Consider the following 24,144-nt stretch of genomic DNA (forward strand, 5'->3'; position numbering starts at 1 on the left):
GGCCTTGCGCATGGAGCTAAGACCCGGCCATCCCACAGAGTTCCTCAGACCAGCCCCAAAACCTTCAAGACAAATGCATATTCGAGCGCTACGTCACGCAATCCCTGGTAGCGCCCGCTCATCCCGCCATGTCCGGCGCCCAGTTCGGTCTTGAGCAGCAGGGGGTTGTCATTGGTCTTGGTGGCCCGCAATTTCGCCACCCACTTGGCCGCTTCCCAGTACTGCACTCGGCTGTCGTTGTAACCGGCGATCACCAGCAGCGCCGGGTAGGCCTGGGCGCGGACGTTTTCGTACGGGGCGTAGGCCCGGATCCGATCATAAACCTGCGGTTCCTCTGGATTGCCCCATTCGTCGTATTCGGTGACGGTCAGTGGCAAGTCCGGGTCGAGCATGGTGTTGAGCACGTCGACGAACGGCACCTCGGCAATCGCAACCTTGAACAGCTCCGGGCGTTGATTGAGCACCGCGCCAATCAGCAGGCCACCGGCGCTGCCGCCGCTGATTGCCAGCTGTTCGGCGCTGGTGAAACCGTTGGCGATCAAATGTTCGGCGCAAGCGATGAAGTCGCTGAACGTGTTGTGCTTGTGTTCCTGCTTGCCGGCGCGATACCAGGCTTCCCCCAGCTCGCCGCCGCCGCGCACATGGGCGATGGCAAACGCTACGCCGCGGTCAAGCAGGCTCAGCCGCGAATGGGAAAACCACGGGTCGAGGCTTTCGCCATAAGCACCGTAGCCATACAGGTACAGCGGTACCGGCCGGCCGAGGGCTTCGCGCTTGACCACCAGGCTGATGGGCACCTGGGTGCCGTCCGGTGCTGTAGCCCAAAGCCGCTGGCTGACGTAGGCATCGGCGTCGAACGGCCCCAGTACCGGGGTTTGCTTGAGCACGACCTGTGCGCCGCTGGCCAGGTCCAACTGACGGATCTGCGCCGGACGGTTCAGGGCCTCGTAGCGCAGGCGGATGCGATCGCTGACGAATTCCAGGCTGTTTTGCACATGCAGGCTGTAGGCCGCATCCGGCAGTTGCACCCGATACGCCGGCAAGCCTTGCGGGTGAACTTCGATGATCGGCAGGCCGCCTTCGCGCAGGCTCAAGGTCATCGCCCCGGCATTCAGGCTCAAGCCGTCGATCATCACCGTGTCGCTGTGGGGGATCAGGTTCTGCCAGTCGGCCTCGGTCGGCGCTACGCCCGTGTCGGCGGCCTGATACAACGCGAAGTTGATTCCGTCGCGGTTGCTGCGGATCAACCAGGTCCATTGGCCATCGAGCAGGCCGTGGTCGACGTCGTATTCATGGTTTTCCACACGGGGCGCCAGGCAGGTAAAGGGGCGCTGCGGTTGCGCGGCGTCCAGCACCCAGACTTCGCTGGTGGTCTTGCTGCCCAAGGACAGGATCAACTGCTTTTCCGAACTCGAACGATAGCAATGCAGGAAGAAACGTCCGTCCTGCTCATGGAACACCTCTTCAGCGGCCGTGCCGTCCAGGCGATAGCGCCAGAGCCTGTGGGGGCGGTGGGTGTCGTCCAACTCGCCAAAAAACAGCGTCAGACTGTCGTTGGCCCAGGTCATGCTGCCGTCGCAATTATCGAAGGACAATTCACTGACCTTGTCGTTGGACAATTCCTTCACGAACAGGGTGTAGATCTCGTCGCCCGTGGTGTCCAGGCTGTAGGCCAGGCGCTGGTGGTCGGGGCTGATGCTGAAGGCGCCCAGGGCAAAGAAACCGCCGCCCGCCAACGCGTTCGGGTCCAGCAGCAGTTGTTCACGGCTTTCATCCACAGTCAGGCTGTCATCGGCCGGGCGCGGGCAGCGGTAGTGGCGTGGGTATTCGTCCCCGGCCGTGGTACGGGTGTAATACAGGTAGGGGCCCCAGGGCGAGGGCAGCGACAGGTCGGTCTCGAGGATCCGGCCCTTGATCTCCTGGAACAGGGTTTCGCGCAGATCGGCCTGGTCGGCGAGTTGCGCCTCCTGATAGCTGTTTTCCGCCTTGAGGTAGTCGAGCACGGCGTCGGTGTCGCGTTCCTGCAGCCAGGCGTATGGGTCAACACCGGCGTCCCTGCGGGCAATCGGGGCGTTGGAAACGTGGGCAGATAGGGACATGAAAGGCTCTCGAACGTTGTACGAAAAGGGACACGTGGCCTGGACAGAACCAACCAAACAGGCCATTCGCCAGACGCCGGGGCAGCCTGACGAGCGAAAAGCCGTTACTATAAGCGTCTCTTTGCCTGCCTTGCCATGGACACCATGACCGAGAATGACTATCTGATCGCCTGGGGCCTCTACGCCTTCGCCGCCCTGGGCTGCCTGTTGGTATGGATGCGCATGACCCGCTGGATGTGGCGCTGGTTGCGCGAACCGCTGCGGTTGCTGATGGCGGTGTTGCTGTTTTGCCCTACCATCGTTGATCCGGTGAAGGACAAGGTCGCCCCGGCCCTGGCCATTGTTGCCCTGGACGTGCTGTTCAAAGTCGGCAACAACGTCTGGCGGGCGGCTTCCGATCTGCTCATGTACAGCATGATCGCCTTCGGTATCTACTTGATTTTCGTGTTGATCCGCTTCCCCATCGAGCGTGCCGCCAACGCTCGCAAGGAACGGGCCGCCGCCGCAAAAGCCGCCGCCGTGGCCGATGAGCCGGAGGACGTGCCGCCGTTTGGCGTGGCCGGTGATGACCGTTACGGTCGCCCGCCCGTGCCGAGCAACCCCCAGCGTTCGCGAATCGAACCGCGCCTGTAACCGGGCCTGCCCCTTGAAGCGAGAGTTCGAGCATGTGTGAGTTACTGGGCATGAGCGCCAATGTGCCGACCGACATCGTGTTCAGCTTCACCGGGCTGATGCAGCGCGGCGGTAAGACCGGGCCGCACCGGGACGGCTGGGGCATCGCGTTCTATGAAGGCCGTGGCCTGCGCCTGTTCCAGGACCCGGCGGCCAGCAGCGAGTCGGAAGTGGCGAACCTGGTGCAGCGCTATCCGATCAAGAGCGAAGTGGTGATCGGGCACATTCGCCAGGCCAACGTCGGCAAGGTCTGCCTGTCCAACACCCATCCGTTCGTGCGTGAGTTGTGGGGCCGCAACTGGTGTTTCGCCCACAACGGCCAGCTCGCCAATTTCCAGCCGGGCGTGAGCTTCTACCGCCCGGTAGGCGATACCGACAGCGAAGCGGCTTTCTGCGATCTGCTCAACCGCGTGCGCCAGGCCTTCCCCGAGCCGGTGGAGGTGGAGCAATTGCTATCGACGTTGATCGAAGCCTGCACCGAATACCGCAGCAAAGGCGTGTTCAACTGCCTGCTCAGCGATGGCGACTGGCTGTTCTGCTATTGCTCGACCAAACTGGCTCAGATCACCCGTCGCGCTCCGTTCGGCCCGGCGCGCCTCAAGGATGTGGATGTGATTGTCGATTTCCAGGCTGAAACCACGCCCAACGACGTGGTCACGGTGATCGCCACCGAGCCCTTGACCGAAAACGAAACCTGGACCCGCTACGAACCGGGCCAATGGAGCCTGTGGCGACGCGGCGAATGCGTCCGCCACGGCCGGACCGAATAAGGACGTCACGCTATGTTGCTCAGTTATCTACGGCTGGTGTTGTTCGCGGTGGGCCTGTTGGTTGGGGTCCAGGTGCCGGGCTTCATCAATGATTACGCCAAGCGGGTCGAGGCGCACCTGATCGAGGCGCAGACCGGCCTGCAAGGGTTCCAGGGCACCGCCAACCAGTTCTTCAAGGGCGACATGCAGGCCCTGGTGGCCCATTACCGCGCCAGCGAAGACCCGATCTTTCGCAGCGACGCCGACAGCCTGAACACCTTGCTCGTGCGCCAGCAGGCCCTGGACAAGCAATTCCAGGCGATGCAAGGCCCGTGGTACATCCGCTTGCTGCAAGTGGCCCTGGCTGCCGATCCGGACATTCGCAAGGAAACCTGGAACGGCTACAGCTACCAGATCCTGTTGACCCCCGAGGCCATGATCTGGGGCATCAGCGGTGCGTTGTTGCTGTCGTTCGGCCTGGAATGCCTGTTCCGTCTGATCGACTGGGTGGTGCTGGGTGGCAAGCGCCTGCGCCAGGGGCGGCCGATTGAAGAGCGCGATTTGCGCGGGCTGTAGCGCCACAGCGCGTTCTTGTGGCGAGAGCGCTTGCTCCCGCTGTTCTGTGCCCGTAGAAGCTGCGTAGAAGCTATGTAGAAGCTATGTAGAAGCTATGTAGAAGCTATGGAGCTGTGTAGGAGCTGTCGAGTGCAACGAGGCTGCGATCTTTCCCCAGACACTTGAATCTCAAGCGAAAGATCAAAAGATCAAAAGATCAAAAGATCAAAAGATCAAAAGATCAAAAGATCAAAAGATCAAAAGATCGCAGGCTTCGCCAGCTCCTACAGGGACCAGCGGGAGCAAGCTCCCTCACCACAAAAGCGGTCCGCCTGTCCTGGCGATGTTCTGCCCAATCAAGTTTTTCTTATGACCCAGCCAAGGTTTTATTCGTTGGACGGGATCGGCCGTGCGTTCAAGAATCGGGGCAACGGTCTCCACGTCAGCGTCGTCGAGACTCAAAAACAATAAAACCGTGGAGAACCACCATGAGTGCACCCGACACGCTCGGCGTCCCCCAAACCCAGGCCCGTTCCGGCCCGTTCGATTGGTATCGCAACATCAACCAGCAGGAGCGTCGCACCTTCTGGAGCTGCAAGATCGGCTACGCCCTGGATGGCATGGACACGCAGATGCTCAGCTTCGTGGTGCCGACCCTGATCGCGATGTGGGGCATTACCACCGGACAGGCAGGGCTGATTCACACCAGCACCTTGATCGCTTCGGCCCTTGGTGGCTGGGTGGCCGGCATTCTTTCCGACCGCATCGGTCGAGTGCGCACGTTGCAACTGACAGTGCTGTGGTTCGCGTTCTTCACTTTCCTGTGCGGCTTTGCCCAGAACTACGAACAACTGTTGATCGCCCGTACGCTGATGGGTTTTGGCTTCGGCGGCGAGTGGACTGCCGGCGCGGTGTTGATGGGCGAGGTGATCCGCGCCAAGGACCGCGGCAAGGCGGTGGGCATGGTGCAGTCGGGTTGGGCCCTGGGCTGGGGCATGACGGCGATCCTGTATGCGCTGCTGTTCTCGGTATTGCCGCCGGAAGACGCCTGGCGCGCCTTGTTTATCCTGGGCATTGTCCCTGCGGTATTCGTGATATTCGTCCGGCGCCTGGTCAAGGATCCGGAAGTCTATAGCCAGGCCAAGGCCCGGCAAACACCGAGCAACCCGGCGAAGTTCTACGAGATATTCGCCCCCGGCATCCTCTTCACCACCCTTCGGGCCTCGTTGCTGACCACCGGTGCCTTGGGCGGTTACTACGCCATCACCTCCTGGTTGCCAACGTTCCTGAAGAACGAGCGTGGCTTGAGCGTATTGAGCACCGGGGGCTATCTGGCGATGGTCATCGTCGGTTCCTATGTGGGTTACGTCATCAGCGCGTACCTGTCGGACATCCTGGGTCGGAAAAAGAACTTCGTCCTGTATGCCGTCGGCTCCTTCACCATCGTGCTGTTGTATACCCAACTGCACGTGAGCAATAACGTGATGCTCTGGCTGGGCTTTCCCCTGGGGTTCTTCGCGTCGGGCATGTTCAGCGGCATGGGGTCATTCCTCACTGAGCTGTTCCCGACCCGCATTCGGGGTTCGGGCCAGGGTTTTTGCTACAACATCGGTCGGGCGTTGGCGGCAACGTTCCCGCTGTTGATCGGCCTGCTGAGCCAGAAAGTGCCGCTGAGCGTGGGTATCGGTGCGTTTGCAGCGGTGTCCTATGGCGTGGTGATCCTGGCGGCCCTGAGCCTGCCGGAAACCCAAGGCAAGCAGTTGGAAGCTGAGTAACTGATAACCTGCGGGCATGTCCCACAGTTAACGAAGAAAGAACCTACAGGAGCGTTCACCGTGAGCCGCCTGCTATTGAATTGCGACATCGGCGAGAGCTTCGGCAGTTGGACCATGGGTCTGGACGCCGAGGTCATGCCCTTCATCGATTGCGCCAACATCGCCTGCGGCTTTCATGCCGGCGACCCGAGCATCATGCGCAAGACCGTCAGCCTGGCCCTGAGCCACGGCGTGCGAATCGGCGCGCACCCAGCCTATCAGGACCTGGCGGGCTTCGGCCGACGCTCCATGGCCTATGGCGCCCAGGAATTGCAGGACCTGCTGCACTACCAGATCGGCGCCCTCGACGGCATCTGCCGGGCGCAAGGTGGGCGGGTCAGCTACGTCAAGCCCCACGGCGCGATGTACAACGACATGATGGCCAATCCGGCGCAACTGCGTGCGGTGATCCAGGCCGTTGCGGCCTATGATCGGCAACTGCCGCTGATGCTCATGGCGACCCGGGACAACAGCGCCGCCCAGGCCCTGGGCGACGAGTACGGCCTGACCCTGTGGTTCGAAGCCTTTGCCGACCGCGCCTATGACAGTGCTGGTCGCCTGGTTTCGCGGCAAGCGCCGGGCGCGGTGCACTACGATCCCGAGGTGATTATCGGGCAGGCCCTGACCATCGCCCGCGGCGATGCGTTGACCGCCAGTGACGGCAGCGCCTTGCACCTTATGGCCAACACCTTGTGCGTACACGGCGACAACGCCAGCTCCGTGGCGGCCGTGCAACGCATCCGCGAAGCCCTGGACCGGCAGAGTGCGCCATGAGACCACGCTTGGAAGTGGTGGCGGTGGACTGCTTGATGGTGCGCCTGTTCGATGAGATCGCCGAGGCCAACATGCCCTGGATGCTCGCCGCCAGCGAACGCCTGCGCGCGGTGTTTGCCGAACATCTGATCGACCTGGTGCCGTCCTACACCACGTTGATGGTGCACTACGATTTGCTCGCCCTGAACCCGGTGCAAGCTCGCGAATTGATCGACGAGGCGTTGAATAACCTTTCACCGGATGCCCGGTCCGCCGGCCAATGCCACGTCCTGCCGGTGTGGTACGACCTCCGTGTCGGGCCGGAGCTGGAGCGGCTGGCAGGCCGCAGCGGGCTGACGGTCGCCCAGGTGATCCGCCGCCACAGCGAGCGCGAGTACCAGGTGTTTGCCCTGGGCTTCGCTCCTGGCTTCGCCTTCATGGGGCTGGTGGACGAGGAACTGGCCGCACCGCGCCTCGACACGCCGCGCAAGCGCGTGGCAGCGGGCAGCGTCGGCATTGCCGAGCGCCAGACCGCGGCGTATCCGGTGGTGTCGCCCGGAGGCTGGAACCTGATCGGTCGCACCCCGACCAAACTCTTCGATCGCGAGCGTGACGGCTACAGCCTGATGCAGCCGGGGGACACGGTGCGTTTTGCCCCCGTGGACCATGCCGAATTCATCGCGCTGGGTGGCGACGACACACCGTTGGAGGCCCAGGCATGAGCCGGTTGTTGATCGAGGCCAGCACCCCGCTGTGCCTGTTGCAGGATACCGGCCGTTTCGGCGTCAGGCATTTGGGCGTGACTCAGGGCGGCGCGGCGGACTGGTTGTCGATGGCCTGGGCCAACTGGATGTTAGGCAACCACCCGGACGCGGCGGTGGTGGAAATTACCCTTGGCGGTTTCACGGTGGTGGCCGAAGACGATTGCGTGCTGGCCCTGGCCGGGGCGGACCTGGGGGCGCGGATAGACGGCCAGGGGGTGGCGTCGTGGCGCTTCTTCAGCTTGCGCAAGGACCAGGTGCTGGCGCTCACCCAGCCGGTGCTCGGTGCCCGGGCCTACCTGGCGGCCCCCGGTGGTTTCAATGCGCCTGCGGTATTGGGCAGCCGGGCAACGGTGGTGCGTGAGGAACTCGGTGGCCTGGATGGGCGTGGGCGGGCGCTGAGTCGCGGCGCACACTTGAGCTATTCGGGCACGCCGACGCCTCGGCCCATGCCGCACGTGCGGATTCCGGATTTTCAGCAAGCGCAGCCGCTGGACTTGATCCTGGGGGCGCAGAACGGAGCGTTCAGTGGGCAGAGCCTGTTCGATGCGTTCAACACCCCATGGACCCTGGACAGTCGCGCCGACCGCATGGGCATTCGTTTGCTGGGCACGGCGTTGGAATATCAGGGACCGGCGATGATTTCCGAGGGCATCCCGCTCGGCGCCGTGCAGGTGCCGCCGGACGGCCAGCCAATTGTGCTGCTCAACGACCGGCAAACCATTGGCGGCTACCCACGGCTGGGCGCCTTGACTCCGTTGGCCCTGGCCCGGCTGGCGCAATGCCTGCCGGGGGCGCAGGTGCGGTTGCGGCCGGTGGTGCAGGAGGTTGCACATCGGCAGCAGGTTGAGTGTTTACAGGTGTTTTTGAAAAGCTGAAAAGCTTCGCGAGCAAGCCCGCTCCCACAGGAAACCGCGTGTCAATGTGGGAGCGAGCTTGCTCGCGATGAGGCCCTAAAGGGCACCAAAGATCACTTGGAAAGAAACCGCATCCCTTCCTCCAACCCCCGCAAGGTCAGCGGATACATCCGGTCTTCCACCAACTCGCGCACGATGTTGGTCGAGGCGGTATAACCCCAGGTGTCCTTGGGGTACGGATTGATCCAGATGAGCTTCTTGTACTTCTCCATGAAGCGCTGCATCCACACATAACCGGCTTCTTCGTTCCAGTGTTCGACGCTGCCGCCGGCCTGGGTAATTTCATAAGGCGCCATGGCGGCATCGCCGATGAAGATCACTTTGTAGTCGGCGCCGTACTTGTGCAGCAGGTCCTGGGTCGAAGTGCGCTCCGAAGTGCGGCGAAGGTTGTTCTTCCACACCGATTCGTAGACGAAGTTGTGGAAGTAGAAGTACTCCAGGTGCTTGAACTCGGTCTTGCAGGCCGAGAACAGTTCTTCGCAGATTTTCACGTGGGCATCCATCGAGCCGCCGATGTCGAACAGCAGCAACAGCTTCACGGTGTTGCGTCGTTCCGGGCGCATCTGGATGTTCAAAAGGCCGGCGTCGCGGGCGGTGTGGTCGATGGTGCCGTCGATGTCCAACTCTTCGGCCGCACCCTGGCGGGCGAACTTGCGCAAGCGACGCAGGGCGATCTTGATGTTGCGGGTGCCCAATTCCACCTGGTCGTCGAGGTTCTTGTACTCGCGCTGGTCCCAGACCTTCACGGCCTTGCCCTGGCGCTTGCCGGCGTCGCCGACCCGGATGCCTTCGGGGTTGAAGCCGCCGGAGCCGAACGGGCTGGTGCCGCCGGTGCCGATCCACTTGTTGCCGCCGGCATGGCGTTCCTTCTGTTCTTCCAGGCGTTTCTTGAATTCTTCGATCAGCTTGTCCAGGCCACCGAGGGACTGGATCTGCGCCCGCTCTTCGTCGCTCAGCGAACGCTCGAACTCCTTGCGCAACCAGTCTTCGGGAATCAGCGCCTGGAGGTGATCGTCGAGTTTCTCCAGGCCGTTGAAGTAAGCGGCGAACGCTCGGTCGAACTTGTCGAAATGCCGTTCGTCCTTCACCAGGATCGCCCGGGACAGGTAATAGAACTCGTCCATGTCGGCGAAGATCACCCGCTGTTTCAGCGCGTTGATCAGGTCCAGCAGTTCACGCACCGACACGGGCACCTTGGCGGCGCGCATCTCATTGAACAGGTTAAGCAGCATGGCAATCGCCCTCGCTCTTGTTGGACGAAGAGGCTCAGCGAGTGCCGCGACGGCTCATGAACGCCAGGCGTTCAAGCAATTGCACGTCCTGTTCGTTCTTGACCAGGGCGCCGGCCAGCGGCGGGATGGCTTTGGTCGGATCACGTTCGCGCAGTACCGCTTCGCCGATGTTGTCGGCCATCAGCAGCTTGAGCCAGTCCACCAGTTCGGAAGTGGAAGGCTTTTTCTTCAGGCCCGGCACCTTGCGCACGTCGAAGAACACGTCCAGCGCTTCGCTGACCAGGTCCTTCTTGATGTCCGGGTAATGCACATCGACAATTTTCTGCAGGGTGACGCGGTCGGGGAAGGCGATGTAGTGGAAGAAGCAGCGGCGCAGGAACGCGTCCGGCAGTTCCTTTTCGTTGTTGGAGGTAATGATGATGATCGGCCGTTGCTTGGCCTTGATGGTTTCATCGGTCTCGTAGACGTAGAACTCCATCTTGTCGAGTTCTTGCAGCAGGTCGTTGGGGAACTCGATGTCGGCCTTGTCGATTTCGTCGATCAGCAGGATCACCCGCTCCTGGGACTCGAACGCTTCCCAGAGCTTGCCTTTCTTCAGGTAGTTGCGCACGTCGTGGACCTTGTCCACGCCCAACTGCGAGTCCCGCAGGCGGCTGACCGCATCGTACTCGTACAAGCCCTGGTGGGCCTTGGTGGTGGACTTGATGTGCCAAGTGATCAGGCGCGCGCCGAAGGACTCGGCCAGTTGTTCGGCCAGCATGGTCTTGCCGGTGCCCGGTTCGCCCTTGACCAGCAATGGCCGCTCCAGGGTGATAGCGGCGTTCACGGCCAGTTTCAGGTCATCGGTGGCCACGTAGGCGCTGGTGCCTTCGAACTTCATCTGCAATTCCTCGAACGGTGTCGCCGGCCCGGCGAGGCGGGGCGCGCGAAATAAATATCGTGCCCGACTATAACGCGGCGCCCCGCCGACTGTGAACGCAGACGCTGTATTCAGTCTCTGAATGGGGCGTCACATGTTGACTCAGTCTCGGCTATCACCTTATGGGGCATCACCCCTGTGGCGAGGGAGCTTGCTCCCGCTGGGCTGCGAAGCAGCCCCAAAAAACCTGCAAGTGCTGCGCACTTGAGCGGGAGCAAGCTCCCTCGCCACAAAAAAGCCGCAAGCCCTAATCGGCCGACGGCGGTGGCTGTTCATAACGGGCATTGAAGGCCTGGATGAAACCGTTGCGCAGGATCTGCAGGAAGGCTTCGAAGGCGCTGATGTCCTGCTGGTGAACATTGCCGCTGAGCTCCACCCGGGTGGCGAACTGGTTCTTGCGCTGGTTCTTGAGGGCCGTTTCGCCTGTGCCGACCAGCGCTTCCCAGACCGAGCGGAAGATGTTCTTGTTCTTGTCTTCCACGTCCTGCTGCCAGTCGAACACATCGACATCGTGCAGCAATGGCTTGATGTAGCCGCTGAGCTTGGCGTTATCGGCTTCGGCCTCGATCACCAGATCGCCATGGCCGGCATTGAAATCGAATTTGCCATAAGCCGCGGCAAAATCGTTCAGGCGCTTGAGCTCGATGTTCCTGGCCCGCAGGCGGAAATCGAAATCCTCGAAGTTGCTCAACGGGTCGAAGGTGGCCTGCATTTCCAACGGCGCATGTCCGGCCACCCGGGCCTTGCCTTCGAAACGGGCGTCGCGCTTGCCTTCGGTGTCGACCACGTTGGTCAGGTTGTAGAAGCTGGCGTTGACGTCGGTGGCCCGCAGGTTGACCGGTGGCTTGGAGTTGAAGTTGCGAAAGGTGACCTTGCCGTCCCTGATGCGCACTTCGTTGAAAGTGATGGGCAGCAGTTTTTCCAGTTGCTCGCGCCAGTTGGTGCCCCGGCCGGTCTGGGAGTTCTGGCGGTCGGCGCCGCCGTCGACGAAGTTCACTTCCGGGCGGGCGAATTCAACCTCGGCGACCACCGCATGGTCATACCAAAGCGAATGCCAGCTCACAGACAGGTCCACCAGCGGCGCGCTGACGAACGGCACCGGGACCTTGCCATCGACCTTGACGATTTCCAGGCCGTTGATCCGGTAGGCACCGCGCCACAGGGCCAGGTCCACGTCGGTGATCTGGCCGCGATAATCGCCCATGTCGGCCAGTTTGTCGTTCAGGTAGTCGCGTACCAGGTAAGGCAAGGTGAAATGCAGGGCCACCAGCACCGCGGCGATGGCGGCGAAAACCCACAATGGCCAACGGTATCGACGCTTCATGTCAGTCAGTCTCCAGCGTTTGTTGAGGGAGCGCCTTCTAATGCCATTGACTGTCGCAACAACGGGAACGTTCGGTGCAACTGGACGCCCATGGGCAACAAGCATACCTTTAAAGGCTTACATTCCCGCTGCATCAAGGACCCAGCCATGAGCCGTATATTCGCTGACAACGCCCATTCCATCGGTAATACGCCGCTGGTGCAGATCAACCGCATTGCCCCGCGCGGTGTGACCATCCTGGCCAAGATCGAGGGGCGTAACCCAGGGTATTCGGTCAAGTGCCGGATCGGCGCGAACATGATCTGGGACGCTGAAAGCTCGGGCAAACTCAAGCCGGGCATGACCATCGTCGAACCGACTTCGGGCAACACCGGGATCGGCCTGGCGTTTGTCGCTGCCGCCCGTGGCTACAAGCTGATGCTGACCATGCCCGCCTCCATGAGCATCGAGCGGCGCAAGGTGCTCAAGGCCCTGGGCGCGGAACTGGTGCTCACCGAACCGGCGAAGGGGATGAAGGGGGCGATCGACAAAGCCACCGAGATCATGGCCAGCGATCCAGCCAAATACTTCATGCCGCAGCAGTTCGATAACCCGGCGAACCCGGCGATCCACGAAAAAACCACCGGCCCGGAAATCTGGAACGATACCGACGGTGCGGTGGACGTGCTGGTAGCGGGCGTGGGCACTGGCGGAACCATTACCGGGGTTTCGCGGTACATCAAGAACGTTTGTGGCAAACCGATCCTGTCGGTGGCGGTCGAGCCCGAGGTTTCGCCGGTGATTACCCAAGCGATGGCGGGCCAGGAGATCAAGCCCAGCCCTCACAAGATCCAGGGGATCGGTGCCGGGTTCGTGCCGAAGAACCTCGATCTGTCGATCGTTGACCTGGTCGAGCGGGTCACTGACGACGAATCCAAGGCCATGGCCCTGCGCTTGATGCAGGAGGAGGGCATCCTCTGCGGGATCTCTTGTGGCGCGGCGATGGCCGTGGCCGTGCGCCTGGCGGAAAAACCGGAAATGCAGGGCAAAACCATCGTCGTGATCCTGCCGGATTCGGGCGAGCGGTACTTGTCGAGCATGTTGTTCAGTGATCTGTTTACCGACCAGGAGATCCAGCAGTAACCGCCTGCGGAACATGGCAAGGCCGCCAGCTCCTGCTGGGCCCTGTAGGAGCTGGCGAAGCCTGCGATCTTTTGATCTTGATCTTGATCTTGATCTTGATCTTGATCTTGATCTTGATCTTTCGCTTGGGATTCAAGTGTCTTTGGAAAGATCGCAGCCTCGTTGCACTCGACAGCTCCTACACAGCTCCTACACAGCTCCTACACAGCTCCTACACAGTTCCCATACGGCTCCTGCATAGTTCCTACACGGTTCAGCGGTCGCCACAAGAGGCTGTTCAAGCGCATTCGAGAAAGTCGTTGACGGGCGTCAGCCAAGGTTCAGGTCGCGGATGTTAAATAAGGACATTGTTGCGTAATCCTCAACAGTGAATGTTGCGCCAGACGGTTTCCGGGCCATGCCACGGTCTATAACATGGCCGCGCGCAGCGCCGGGCTGATGGCGTTGCGTCAGTTGTTCTTGGACAAGGAGTTGTAAAATGACCGTTTCGTTTGCCGCCAAGGCCTCGGTGTTGCTGCTGTTTTTGGGCAGTACGCTTTATGTGCATTTGCGTGGCAAGGCACGTCTGCCGGTGTTGCGCCAGTTCGTCAACCACTCGGCGCTGTTCGCCCCCTATAACGCCTTGATGTACCTGTTCTCCGGCGTGCCCTCCAAGCCTTACCTAGATCGCAGCAAGTTCCCTGAACTGGATGTGCTCAAGGACAATTGGCAAGTCATTCGCGACGAGGCCATGCACCTGTTCGACGAGGGCTACATTCGCGCAGCCGAGAAGAACAACGACGCGGGTTTCGGCTCGTTCTTCAAGAAGGGCTGGAAGCGTTTCTACCTCAAGTGGTACGACAAACCGCTGCCCTCGGCTGAGCTGCTGTGTCCCAGGACGGTCGCGCTGGTCAGCCAGATCCCCAATGTCCGGGGCGCCATGTTTGCCCTGCTGCCGGGTGACAGCCACTTGAATCCGCACCGAGACCCCTTCGCCGGTTCGTTGCGTTATCACCTGGGGCTGTCCACCCCCAATTCCGACGACTGCCGGATCTTCGTCGACGGCCAGATCTACGCCTGGCGCGACGGCGAAGATGTCATGTTCGATGAAACCTATGTGCACTGGGTCAAGAACGAAACCCCACAGACCCGCGTGATCCTGTTCTGTGATGTCGAGCGGCCCTTGAAAAGCCGGTTGATGACCCGCCTCAACCGCACCATCAGTGCGTTCCTCGGTCGCGCCACGGCGCCACAGAACCTGGATGATGAACACGTCGGTGGCATCAACCGGGCTTATGCCTGGAGCAAATCGTTCAGCGATGGCATCAGTGGCCGGGTCAAGCAATTCAAGCGCAAGTATCCCAAGGCCTACCGGGTGATGCGGCCCGTGTTGGCAGTGGTGGTGCTGACGGCGCTTGGCTATTGGTTGTTCGTTTAAACATTGCGTAGTCCATCGGGCGCTGGTTATAGTCAGCGCTCTTCGGGTTTCGAACCCGCTCCTTCAAGAGATCGGCTCATGCCTGCATCCCCTGTCATCGCGGTCGTGGTTCCAGCGTTCAACGCTGGCGTCGTGCCGTGTGGGAGCCAGCAGCCTGCGCAGATCGGTCAATACCCTCCACCTGTCCGTAGCTCATCGGTGTACGCCGTCGTATCACCGCCGGGTGTTGGCATTCAGGGCTGATCGGCAACGGTTGCCATCTCCTGTGCCCGCCTGAAAAAAACTACTGGACTTCAGCCTCGGCTGAGTTGGCTTTTTGCCTGACTACAGGTGGTATCCATGTTTTCCCTTTCCAGAAACGCCTTGTTGGCGGCGGCTTCCACGAGCCTGTTCGTTTTGCTGTGGAGCAGCGGGGCGATCTTTTCCAAGCTGGGCCTGGCCCACGCTTCCCCCTTCGCCTTTTTGTTGATCCGTTTTGCCATCGCGCTGTCGGCGCTGGTGCTGTTGATTCCGTTGCTCAAGTTCAAACGGCCCAAGACCGGCAAGCCGATGCTCTACGCGGCGACCACCGGGCTCGTGCTGTTGGGGGCCTATCAGATTTTTTATCTGCTGGCGCTGCAAATGAGTGTCACGCCTGGGGTCATGGCGACCTTGATGGGCGTGCAACCGATCCTGACCGTGGTGCTCATGGAACGGCAGCGTTCCTGGTCGCGGATGTTCGGCCTGATGCTGGGATTGGTCGGGTTGGTCATGGTGGTGTACCAAGGCATCGGCCTGGCCGGCATGTCCCTGGCCGGGATGCTCTGCGGGTTGCTGGCACTGGTGAGCATGACGGCCGGTTCCATCATGCAGAAGCGCATTACCGACAACCCACTGGGCACGCTGCCGGTGCAGTACCTGGCCGGGCTGGTGTTGTGCGCGGTGTTCGTGCCGTTCCAGCCGTTCCATTTCGAATACAGCGCAGGGTTCTTCGTGCCGGTGTTGTGGATGGGGCTGGTGGTGTCGGTGCTGGCGACGTTGCTGCTGTACCGTTTGATTGCCCGCGGCAACCTGGTAAATGTCACCAGTCTGTTCTACCTGGTGCCGGCGGTGACGGCCATCATGGATTACCTGGTGTTTGGCAACCGGCTGGCGTTGTTGAGCTTGCTGGGGATGGTGCTGATCATCGTGGGGTTGGTGTTTGTGTTTCGTAAAAGTCGCTGAGCTTTGGCTGCTCGTTGACTGAACAACCGCCATCGTGGGCAAGCCTTGCTCCCACAGATTATGTACAAGCCTCTGCTTCCGCAGGTGAGCGAGGCCTTGTGGGAGCAAGGCTTGCTCTTACAGGTTATGTGTAGTCCTTGTGGGAGCAAGGCTTGCCTGCGATGGCATCATGCGCTACGCCGATGAACTACCGGACAGACGCTTCAGCCGATTTCGCTACCGAAGGCTTCAACACCAGCAACAACGCCGCCGCAATCAAAACCCCGCCATACACATGCGCCATCCCCAACGGCTCATCCAGCAGCAACGCCCCCCATAGCACGCCGAACGGCGGGATCAGGAACGTCACGGTCATGGACTTGACCGGGCCGATGGAGCTGAGCAGGCGGAAGTAAAGGATGTACGCCAGCGCGGTACACACCAGCCCCAGCCCCAGCAGTGACAACCAGACGCTCCAGCCACCCCAACTGGCCGGTGGTTGGCTGATGACGCTGTAGCCGAACAACGGCAGCAAGAACACCGTGGCGCCGAACATGCTGCCCAAGGCCGAGAGACGGCTGTCCAAGCCCCCCTGCTGATCGAGCCAGCGACGGGTGAGGAAACCGGCAAAGCCATAGCAGGTCGTGGCCAGCAGGCAGGCAAGGGCGCCCATCAGCAATTGCAAGTCGAACGCCACCGGGCCGGCGCGGGTCAGGATGCCGACCCCGAACAGCCCCAGGCAGACACCGCTGACCTTGGCAGGGGTGAGTTTTTCGCTGAAGAACAAGCCGCCGATCAACACCCCCATCAATGGCGTGGTGGCGTTGAAGATCGCCGAGTAACCGGCCGGCAGCACCTGGGCCGCCAACGAATAGAACGTTGCCGGAATGCCCGAGTTGATCAGGCCCAGCCCCATCACGACTTTGAGCTTGCCGCGAAAATTCCAGTCGACGCGCATCAGGGCCAGGATCACCAGCAGCCCGACGAAGGCGATGGACACGCGAAAAAAGGCCGTGGGGATTGTGCCAATGACGGGGGCGATAATGCGCATGAACAGGAAACTGGCGCCCCAGATAGCGGCCAGCGACAGTAAACGCAGGATATCGACGAGGTTCACGAGTCATTCCTTCCTTGATTGGGCGGCAAGTGTCGCCGCCCTCAATAGCGATGGCAATGGTTGCGTTGCCGCGTGATTGGCCTCTAAGCTCAGGCGCCCATAACAAGCATGACCCGCCGAGGTTTACCCTATGCCGCAGCCATGGCCCGCCATCGAAATCGCCCGTTCGATCCTCGACGGCTTCGACGATTATCGTGAGCATTTCCGGCAGATCACCGACGGCGCCCGCGCCCGGTTCGAGCAGGCACTGTGGCTCGAAGCGCAAGCGGCTTCGGCGGCGCGCATCAACTTGTATGAAGAAAAAGTCTTCGAAACCGTCGCCAGGCTGCACCAGGCCTTCGATGACGAAACACTGATGGACGTGAGCTGCTGGCCGCTGGTCAAGAGCGCCTACATCAGCCTGATCGACCTGCGCTTTGACGATGAACTGTCGGAAACCTGGTACAACTCGATCTTCTGCGGGCTGTTCAGTCACGACCTGATCAGCGACGGCACCATGTTCATCCACACCACCCGGCCCAGCCTGCGCCGGGCCCGCGCCGCCCAGACCCGCATCTACAAGCCCCAGGGGCAGTTGGACCGGATGCTGGCGAGTGTGTTCGCCGATTACCGTTTCAGCGAGGACTACGCCGATCTGCCGGGCGACCTGACACGCCTCGAAGCGCAGTTGCGCGAGAACCTGCCGGACTGGGTCTGCAAGGACCCGGAGCTGACGGTGGAATTGTTTTCTTCGGTGCTCTATCGCAACAAGGGCGCCTACCTGGTGGGCCGGATCTACACCCGCGACGACCAATGGCCGCTGGTGATCCCGCTGTTGCACCGCGAGGGCCGGGGGATCCAGATCGATGCGCTGATCACCGATGAGGCGCAGGTGTCGATCATCTTCTCGTTCACCCGCTCGTACTTCATGGTGGACGTGCCGGTGCCGGCGGAATTCATCGGCTTTCTCAAGCGTATCCTGCCGGGCAAGCACATCGCCGAGTTGTACACCTCCATCGGTTTCTACAAGCACGGCAAGTCCGAGTTCTATCGAGCGTTGATCAACCACCTGGCGAACACCGACGACCAGTTCATCATGGCCCCGGGTGTGCGTGGCATGGTCATGAGCGTGTTCACCCTGCCGGGCTTCAACACGGTGTTCAAGATCATCAAGGACCGCTTCTCGCCGTCGAAAAACGTCGACCGCGCCACGGTGATCGAGAAGTACCGCCTGGTGAAAAGTGTCGACCGGGTCGGGCGCATGGCCGATACCCAGGAGTTCGCTGATTTTCGCTTTCCCCTGAGCAAGTTCGAACCGACGTGCCTGGAGGAACTGCTGGAAGTGGCGCCGTCCACAGTGTCGGTGGAAGGCGACACGGTGCTGATTCGTCACTGCTGGACCGAACGGCGCATGACACCGCTGAACCTGTACCTGGAAAACGCCAACCAGGACCAGGTGCGTGAGGCGCTGGAAGACTATGGCATGGCCATCAAGCAACTGGCGGCGGCCAATATCTTCCCCGGCGACATGCTGCTCAAGAACTTCGGCGTGACTCGCCACGGCCGGGTGGTGTTCTACGACTACGATGAAATCTGCTTCCTGACCGAAGCCAACTTCCGTCACATCCCGCAGCCCCGCACCCCAGAAGACGAAATGGCTTCCGAGCCCTGGTATTCCATCGGCCCGCTGGACGTCTTCCCCGAAGAATTCCCGCCGTTCCTGTTCGCCGACGCGGGGCAGCGCAAGCTGTTCGACCAGTTGCACGGCGAGCTGTACAACGCCGACTACTGGAAAGGCCTGCAAGAGGCGATCCGAGCGGGGAAAGTGATCGATGTGTTCCCGTATCGGCGCAAGGACCTCGATAACGAATAACCCGACAAGACCCCTCAAAAACCTGTGGGAGCAAAGCTTGCTCGCGATACAGGCGCCTCGGTCTCCCGGGAGACCGCGTCATCTTCATCGCGGGCAAGCCTTGCTCCCACATGTGCGCAAATCTGCGACAATCGCCCCCTGCTCAAACCGACGACCCTTGCGTACCTGATGACTGACCAAGCCCCCGCTATCGACAAGCTGCTGAAAAACCTCGACCACGCCATGCTCGCCGACCGTCACCGGTTGCGGCGCCAGTTGCTCGAGTTGCGCAAGAAACCCGACGAGGCCAAGTTGGCCCAGTGGGTGACGCGCATGCAGGCGTCGTGCGATCAGGTGTTGGCGCGCAAGGCGAGCCTGCCGGTGATCCGCTACGACGACAACTTGCCGATTGCCGCCAAGCGCGACGAAATCAAGGACGCGCTGCTCAAGCACCAGGTGCTGATCATTGCCGGCGAGACCGGCTCGGGCAAAACCACGCAATTGCCGAAGATCTGCCTGGAAATCGGCCGCGGCCAGCATGGCTTGATCGGCCACACCCAGCCGCGCCGGATCGCCGCGCGCAGCGTCGCAAGCCGTGTAGCCGAGGAACTGGCCACGCCGTTGGGCGCGCTGGTGGGCTATCAGGTGCGGTTCGAGGACCAGAGCGACGCCAACACCCTAATCAAGCTGATGACCGACGGCATCCTGCTGGCCGAGACCCAGAATGACCGCTACCTCGAGCGCTACGACACGATCATCGTCGACGAAGCCCACGAACGCAGCCTGAACATCGACTTCCTGCTCGGCTACCTCAAGACCCTGTTGCCACGTCGCCCGGACCTCAAAGTCATCATCACCTCGGCGACCATCGACCTGGAGCGTTTCTCCAAACACTTCGATGACGCGCCGATCGTGGAAGTCTCGGGTCGCACCTTCCCGGTGGAAACCTGGTATCGCCCGCTGACCCTGGAGCAGGACGAGGAGGGCAACCGGGTCGAGGACGACTTGACCGTCGACCAGGCGATCCTCGCCACCCTCGATGAAATCGCCGCCTACGAGCGCAGCGAGCGCCGCAGCCCTGGGGATGTGCTGGTGTTCCTGCCGGGCGAGCGGGAGATTCGCGACGCGGCGGAGATGCTGCGCAAGGCCCAGCTCAAGCACACCGAGATTCTGCCGCTGTATGCGCGACTGTCGCCGGCCGAGCAGCAGCGGATCTTCCAGTCTCACCCGGGTCGTCGCGTGGTGCTGGCGACCAACGTCGCCGAAACCTCGCTGACCGTGCCGGGCATCCGCTACGTGATCGACAGCGGCACCGCGCGCATCAGCCGCTACAGCTATCGGGCCAAGGTCCAGCGCCTGCCCATCGAAGCCATTTCCCAGGCCAGTGCCAACCAGCGCAAGGGTCGTTGCGGGCGGGTCGAGCCGGGGATTTGCGTGCGGCTGTACAGCGAAGAAGATTTTCTTGGACGGCCGGAATTCACCGACCCGGAGATCCTGCGCACCAACCTGGCGGCGGTGATCCTGCAGATGCTGCACCTGCGTCTCGGCGAGATCACCGATTTCCCGTTCATCGAACCGCCGGATGGCAAGGCCATCAGTGACGGTTTCAACCTGCTGCAAGAATTGTCGGCGGTGGACCGCAACAGCCAGTTGACCCCGCTCGGTCGCCAGTTGGCGCGCCTGCCGGTGGACCCGCGCATGGGCCGCATGCTGTTGGAAGCGGCGAAGCTGGGCAGTTTGCAGGAAGTGCTGATCGTCGCCAGTGCCATGTCGATCCAGGACCCGCGCGAGCGGCCGCCGGAGCGTCAACAGGCCGCTGACCAGGCCCACGCCCAGTGGAAGGACGCGGACTCGGACTTCGCCGGGCTGGTCAACCTGTGGCGCGGTTTCGAAGAGCAGCGCCAAGCCCTGACCGCCAGCCCGCTGCGCAATTGGTGCCGCAAGAACTTCCTCAATTATCTGCGCCTGCGCGAGTGGCGTGATTCCCATCGCCAGTTGAGCCTGATCTGCCGTGACATGCAGTTGAGCCTCAACAAAGAACCGGCCGACTTCCCGAAATTGCACAAGGCGGTGCTCTCGGGCCTGTTGAGCCAGATCGGCCAGAAAACCGAAGACGGCGATTACCTCGGCGCTCGCCAGCGACGGTTCTGGGTCCACCCCTCGTCGGGCCTGGGCAAGAAGCGCCCGCAATGGCTGATGACCGCCGAATTGGTGGAAACCACCAAGCTGTATGCGCGCATGGTGGCCAAGATCGAACCGGACTGGATCGAACCGCTGGCCGGGCACCTGATCAAGAAAAACCACTTCGAACCCCATTGGGAGAAGAAGCGCGGACAAGTGGTGGCTTATGAGCAAATCACCCTGTTCGGGCTCATCGTCGTTGGTCGCCGGCCAGTGCATTACGGGCCGGTGGACCCGGTGGTCTCCCGTGAACTGTTCATCCGCGAGGCGCTGGTGCGCGGCGAGATCCAGTCCAAGGCCAAGTGCCTGAGTGCCAATACCCGCTTGCTGGAACAACTCGACGAGCTGGAAGCCAAGGCCCGTCGCCGCGACATCCTGGCGGACGAGGAAACCCTGTTTGCCTTCTACGACGCGCGCTTGCCGGCCGAGATCCACCAGACCGCGACGTTCGACAGCTGGTACCGGATCAACAGCCAGAAAGATCCGCAACTGTTGATCATGCGCGAAGAAGACGTGCTGGCCCGCGAAGCCAGCGAAGTCACCGCCGCGCACTACCCGGACACCTTGCGCGTCGGTGACCTGACCTTGCCGCTGAGCTATCACTTCGAGCCCAACCATCCCCGCGATGGCGTGACCCTGCGAGTGCCGGCACCGCTGCTGCCGATGCTGCCGCCGGAACGCCTGGAATGGCTGGTGCCGGGGGTGATCGAAGCCAAGTGCATTGCCCTGGTGCGCAACCTGCCCAAGGCCTTGCGCAAGAACTTCGTGCCGGTGCCGGATTTCGTCAAGGCGGCATTGCAACGCATCACCTTCGCCGAGGGCTCGTTGCCGCAGTCCCTGGGTCGTGAGCTGCTGCGCATGACCGGGGCGCGGGTCAGCGACGAAGCCTGGGCCGAAGCCGCCCAGCAGGTGGAAAGTCACCTGCGCATGAACCTGGAAATCGTCGACGGCCAAGGCAAGTTCCTCGGCGAGGGCCGCGACCTGGCCGAGTTGACGGCGCGCTTTGCCGAAGCCAGCCAGGCCGCCCTGGCCGTACCGCAAACGGCGAAAAGCCAGGCACCGGTGGAGGCGAAGGTCTTCGCGCCGGTGGCCGAGAAAACCCAACAGAAGATCGCCGGGCTGTCGATGACGGTCTACCCGGCGCTGGTGGAAGAGGGCGGTGTGGTCAAGGAAGGGCGTTTCCCAACCCCGGCCGAAGCCGAGTTCCAGCATCGCCGTGCCTTGCAGCGCTTGCTGATGCAGCAATTGGCCGAGTCGGCCAAGTTCCTGCGCGGCAAGCTGCCGGGGCTGACTGAACTGGGCCTGCTGTACCGCGACCTGGGGCGCATCGACAGCCTGGTGGAAGACATCCTGCTCGCCAGCCTCGACAGCTGTGTGCTCGAAGGCGAAGCGAGCCTGCCCCGTGACGGCGCCGCGCTGGCCTCCCTGGCCGAGCGCAAGCGCGGCGGCTGGACCGAGCACGCCGAACGCCTGGCGAAGCTGACCCTGGACATCCTCAAGCTCTGGCATGGCCTGCAAAAACGCTTCAAGGGCAAGATCGACCTGGCCCAGGCCGTGGCGCTGAACGATATCAAGCAGCAGCTCAGCCACCTGGTGTACCCGGGCTTCGTCCGCGAAACCCCGCATCAATGGCTCAAGGAACTGCCGCGCTACCTCAAGGCCATCGAGCAACGTTTCGAGAAGCTCGGTAGCCAGGTGCAGAAAGACCGGGTCTGGAGCGGCGAGCTGTCGAACCTCTGGGCCCAATACCAGGCCCGCGCCAGCAAACACGCCCAGGAGGGCAAGCGCGATCCGCAACTGGAGCTGTACCGCTGGTGGTTGGAGGAGTACCGGGTGTCATTGTTCGCCCAGCAACTGGGAACCAAGGTGCCGATCTCGGACAAGCGCCTGGGCAAGCAGTGGGGGTTGGTGGAGGGGTGATGGCAAAGCCCCTCTAACCCCTGTGGGAGCGAGCTTGCTCGCGATAGCGGTGTATCAGTCAACATCAATGCAGGCTGAACCACCGCTATCGCGAGCAAGCTCGCTCCCACATGTATGGTGTTGTAGTGAAGGGAGAATGGGCCAAACCCCAGCGTTTATGGCAAACTTCGCGGCTATAAATGCCGGTCCCGTGGTTTTGAGCTTCAATGCCCCGGGCGGATCGGAATAAAGCGATGCCAGGGCTGCTTCCCCGGATGGGAAAAGTCCCTTTGTGTATTGGTACGTCGGTGCCAATGCTTTCTGCCTGAACAGATCAGAGACACGACCATGCATAACGTCGTCATCAGCGGCACCGGCCTGTATACCCCGGCCAACAGCATCTCCAACGAAGAGCTGGTGCAATCTTTCAATACCTATGTCGCGCAATTCAATGCCGACAACGCTGACGCCATCGCGCGCGGCGAAGTCGAGGCCTTGACCGAATCCAACGCCGCGTTCATCGAAAAGGCCTCCGGCATCAAGAGCCGCTTTGTCATGGACAAGGAGGGCATCCTCGATCCGCAGCGCATGACCCCACGCCTGCCCGAGCGCTCCAACGATGAGTGGTCGGTGCTGTGCGAAATGGCCATTGGCGCCGCCAAGCAGGCCCTGGAGCGCGCCGGCCGTACCGTCGCCGACATCGATGGGGTGATCGTCGCCTGTTCCAACCTGCAGCGTCCGTACCCGGCCATCGCCATCGAAGTCCAGGAAGCCCTGGGCATCGAGGGTTTTGGTTTCGACATGAACGTGGCCTGCTCCTCGGCAACCTTCGGCATCCAGGCCGCGGCCAACAGCGTGCAACTGGGCCAGGCCCGGGCGATCCTGATGGTCAACCCGGAAGTGTGCACCGGTCACCTGAACTTCCGCGATCGCGACAGCCACTTCATCTTCGGCGACGCGGCCACCGCCGTGATCATCGAACGGGCGGACCAGGCAACCTCGCCGTATCAGTTCGACGTGGTCAGCACCAAGCTACTCACCAAGTTCTCCAACAACATCCGCAACAACTTCGGCTTCCTCAACCGTGCCGGGGAAGAGGGTATCGGCAGTCGTGACAAGCTGTTCGTCCAGGAAGGCCGCAAAGTTTTCCGCGATGTCTGCCCGATGGTGGCCGAGTTGATCGGCGTCCACCTGCAAGAAAACCAACTGAACGTTGGCGAGGTGAAGCGCTTCTGGCTGCACCAGGCCAACTTGAGCATGAACCACCTGATCGTGCGCAAACTGCTGGGACGCGAAGCCACCGAAGAGGAAGCACCGGTGATCCTCGACCGCTACGCCAATACCAGTTCGGCCGGTTCGGTGATTGCGTTCCACAAATACCAGGATGACCTGCCCAGCGGCTCGGTTGCCGTACTCAGCTCGTTCGGCGCCGGTTATTCGATTGGCAGCGTGATTTTGCGCAAGCGCTGATCCACTTTGGCGGCCAGAGGATTTATTCTTGCTGGCCTGTGGTCTGTGTGACCTATGTGACCTATGTGACCTATGTGACCTATGTGACCTGTGGGAGCAAAGCTTGCTCGCGATGCAGACGCCTCGGTTT

General features: G+C 61.7%; 18 protein-coding genes. 13 read left to right on the forward strand and 5 right to left on the reverse strand.

The features are described from left to right. Positions 1-44: 44 nt before the first annotated feature. The gene (locus tag GFU70_RS07220; protein ID WP_116642970.1) at positions 45-2,099 is read right to left on the reverse strand and encodes a S9 family peptidase; all 2,055 of its coding nucleotides are present in this window, start codon (positions 2,097-2,099) and stop codon (positions 45-47) included. A 135-nt stretch (positions 2,100-2,234) separates the two neighbouring features. Between GFU70_RS07220 and GFU70_RS07225 the strand changes: the two genes are divergently transcribed. The 7 genes from GFU70_RS07225 (at position 2,235) to GFU70_RS07255 (ending at position 8,281) form a co-directional block, all read left to right on the forward strand. Continuing rightward, a complete protein-coding gene (locus GFU70_RS07225) occupies positions 2,235-2,732 on the forward strand; it encodes a hypothetical protein (RefSeq protein ID WP_058545956.1) in 498 nt (165 codons plus the stop codon). 32 nt (positions 2,733-2,764) lie between these two features. Further along, positions 2,765-3,541, forward strand: coding sequence for a class II glutamine amidotransferase (locus GFU70_RS07230; protein WP_058545957.1), 777 nt, complete (start codon positions 2,765-2,767; stop codon positions 3,539-3,541). 12 nt (positions 3,542-3,553) lie between these two features. Continuing rightward, positions 3,554-4,096: a DUF2937 family protein gene (locus GFU70_RS07235; RefSeq protein WP_057449800.1), complete on the forward strand. Its 543-nt coding sequence runs from the start codon at positions 3,554-3,556 to the stop codon at positions 4,094-4,096. Between the two features lie 467 nt (positions 4,097-4,563). After that, complete coding sequence (locus GFU70_RS07240; protein WP_058545958.1) at positions 4,564-5,850, forward strand: MFS transporter; 1,287 nt, start codon at positions 4,564-4,566, stop codon at positions 5,848-5,850. Positions 5,851-5,910: 60 nt separating this feature from the next. Continuing rightward, positions 5,911-6,663 carry a 5-oxoprolinase subunit PxpA gene (locus tag GFU70_RS07245; protein WP_153387789.1) on the forward strand — a complete coding sequence of 251 codons (753 nt, stop codon included), beginning with the start codon at positions 5,911-5,913 and terminating at the stop codon, positions 6,661-6,663. Then, a complete protein-coding gene (gene pxpB / locus GFU70_RS07250) occupies positions 6,660-7,364 on the forward strand; it encodes a 5-oxoprolinase subunit PxpB (RefSeq protein ID WP_058545959.1) in 705 nt (234 codons plus the stop codon). The genes GFU70_RS07245 and pxpB overlap by 4 nt, the downstream gene beginning before the upstream one ends. After that, entirely contained in the window at positions 7,361-8,281 is a 921-nt protein-coding gene (locus tag GFU70_RS07255; RefSeq protein ID WP_153387790.1) for a biotin-dependent carboxyltransferase family protein, read from the forward strand. The genes pxpB and GFU70_RS07255 overlap by 4 nt, the downstream gene beginning before the upstream one ends. Before the next feature lie 92 nt (positions 8,282-8,373). Here GFU70_RS07255 and GFU70_RS07260 read toward each other — a convergent pair whose 3' ends face one another. From GFU70_RS07260 to GFU70_RS07270, 3 genes are all read right to left on the reverse strand, one after another. Beyond that, on the reverse strand, positions 8,374-9,552 hold the full coding sequence (locus tag GFU70_RS07260) for a vWA domain-containing protein (RefSeq protein WP_047701733.1): 1,179 nt from the start codon (positions 9,550-9,552) through the stop codon (positions 8,374-8,376). A gap of 34 nt (positions 9,553-9,586) precedes the next feature. Continuing rightward, positions 9,587-10,432: an AAA family ATPase gene (locus tag GFU70_RS07265; protein WP_153387791.1), complete on the reverse strand. Its 846-nt coding sequence runs from the start codon at positions 10,430-10,432 to the stop codon at positions 9,587-9,589. A 286-nt stretch (positions 10,433-10,718) separates the two neighbouring features. Continuing rightward, complete coding sequence (locus GFU70_RS07270; RefSeq protein ID WP_058545961.1) at positions 10,719-11,795, reverse strand: DUF748 domain-containing protein; 1,077 nt, start codon at positions 11,793-11,795, stop codon at positions 10,719-10,721. Between the two features lie 147 nt (positions 11,796-11,942). On the opposite strand from GFU70_RS07270, the gene cysK reads away from it, so the two are divergent. The 3 genes from cysK to GFU70_RS07285 all read left to right on the forward strand — a co-directional run bounded on the left by cysK (position 11,943) and on the right by GFU70_RS07285 (position 15,537). Then, positions 11,943-12,917, forward strand: coding sequence for a cysteine synthase A (gene cysK, locus GFU70_RS07275; protein ID WP_058545962.1), 975 nt, complete (start codon positions 11,943-11,945; stop codon positions 12,915-12,917). Positions 12,918-13,395: 478 nt separating this feature from the next. Then, complete coding sequence (locus GFU70_RS07280) at positions 13,396-14,334, forward strand: aspartyl/asparaginyl beta-hydroxylase domain-containing protein (protein WP_058546181.1); 939 nt, start codon at positions 13,396-13,398, stop codon at positions 14,332-14,334. Between the two features lie 339 nt (positions 14,335-14,673). After that, positions 14,674-15,537, forward strand: a complete 864-nt coding sequence (locus tag GFU70_RS07285) for a DMT family transporter (RefSeq protein WP_058546182.1) — start codon at positions 14,674-14,676, stop codon at positions 15,535-15,537. Positions 15,538-15,724: 187 nt separating this feature from the next. Here the strand turns inward: GFU70_RS07285 and GFU70_RS07290 are convergent, their stop codons facing one another. Further along, on the reverse strand, positions 15,725-16,633 hold the full coding sequence (locus tag GFU70_RS07290; protein ID WP_153387792.1) for a DMT family transporter: 909 nt from the start codon (positions 16,631-16,633) through the stop codon (positions 15,725-15,727). A gap of 130 nt (positions 16,634-16,763) precedes the next feature. Between GFU70_RS07290 and aceK the strand changes: the two genes are divergently transcribed. From aceK to GFU70_RS07305, 3 genes are all read left to right on the forward strand, one after another. Next, positions 16,764-18,485, forward strand: a complete 1,722-nt coding sequence (aceK, locus tag GFU70_RS07295; RefSeq protein ID WP_058546184.1) for a bifunctional isocitrate dehydrogenase kinase/phosphatase — start codon at positions 16,764-16,766, stop codon at positions 18,483-18,485. Between the two features lie 168 nt (positions 18,486-18,653). Next, positions 18,654-22,565, forward strand: a complete 3,912-nt coding sequence (gene hrpA / locus GFU70_RS07300; protein WP_116642967.1) for an ATP-dependent RNA helicase HrpA — start codon at positions 18,654-18,656, stop codon at positions 22,563-22,565. Positions 22,566-22,892: 327 nt separating this feature from the next. Further along, entirely contained in the window at positions 22,893-24,014 is a 1,122-nt protein-coding gene (locus GFU70_RS07305; protein WP_116642966.1) for a beta-ketoacyl-ACP synthase III, read from the forward strand. Positions 24,015-24,144 lie beyond the last annotated feature (130 nt).

Origin of the sequence: Pseudomonas brassicacearum (genome assembly GCF_009601685.2) — a bacterium.
In the GTDB taxonomy this organism is placed as follows: Bacteria; Pseudomonadota; Gammaproteobacteria; order Pseudomonadales; family Pseudomonadaceae; genus Aquipseudomonas; species Aquipseudomonas kilonensis_B.

Coding starts and splice junctions, on each gene's coding strand:
- GFU70_RS07255 (WP_153387790.1), top strand. CDS start 7,361: ATGAGCCGGTTGTTGATCGAGGCCAGCACCCCGCTGTGCCTGTTGCAG.
- cysK (WP_058545962.1), top strand. CDS start 11,943: ATGAGCCGTATATTCGCTGACAACGCCCATTCCATCGGTAATACGCCG.
- GFU70_RS07230 (WP_058545957.1), top strand. CDS start 2,765: ATGTGTGAGTTACTGGGCATGAGCGCCAATGTGCCGACCGACATCGTG.
- GFU70_RS07240 (WP_058545958.1), top strand. CDS start 4,564: ATGAGTGCACCCGACACGCTCGGCGTCCCCCAAACCCAGGCCCGTTCC.
- hrpA (WP_116642967.1), top strand. CDS start 18,654: ATGACTGACCAAGCCCCCGCTATCGACAAGCTGCTGAAAAACCTCGAC.
- GFU70_RS07225 (WP_058545956.1), top strand. CDS start 2,235: ATGGACACCATGACCGAGAATGACTATCTGATCGCCTGGGGCCTCTAC.
- GFU70_RS07305 (WP_116642966.1), top strand. CDS start 22,893: ATGCATAACGTCGTCATCAGCGGCACCGGCCTGTATACCCCGGCCAAC.
- aceK (WP_058546184.1), top strand. CDS start 16,764: ATGCCGCAGCCATGGCCCGCCATCGAAATCGCCCGTTCGATCCTCGAC.
- pxpB (WP_058545959.1), top strand. CDS start 6,660: ATGAGACCACGCTTGGAAGTGGTGGCGGTGGACTGCTTGATGGTGCGC.
- GFU70_RS07220 (WP_116642970.1), bottom strand. CDS start 2,099: ATGTCCCTATCTGCCCACGTTTCCAACGCCCCGATTGCCCGCAGGGAC.
- GFU70_RS07280 (WP_058546181.1), top strand. CDS start 13,396: ATGACCGTTTCGTTTGCCGCCAAGGCCTCGGTGTTGCTGCTGTTTTTG.
- GFU70_RS07285 (WP_058546182.1), top strand. CDS start 14,674: ATGTTTTCCCTTTCCAGAAACGCCTTGTTGGCGGCGGCTTCCACGAGC.
- GFU70_RS07260 (WP_047701733.1), bottom strand. CDS start 9,552: ATGCTGCTTAACCTGTTCAATGAGATGCGCGCCGCCAAGGTGCCCGTG.
- GFU70_RS07270 (WP_058545961.1), bottom strand. CDS start 11,795: ATGAAGCGTCGATACCGTTGGCCATTGTGGGTTTTCGCCGCCATCGCC.
- GFU70_RS07235 (WP_057449800.1), top strand. CDS start 3,554: ATGTTGCTCAGTTATCTACGGCTGGTGTTGTTCGCGGTGGGCCTGTTG.
- GFU70_RS07265 (WP_153387791.1), bottom strand. CDS start 10,432: ATGAAGTTCGAAGGCACCAGCGCCTACGTGGCCACCGATGACCTGAAA.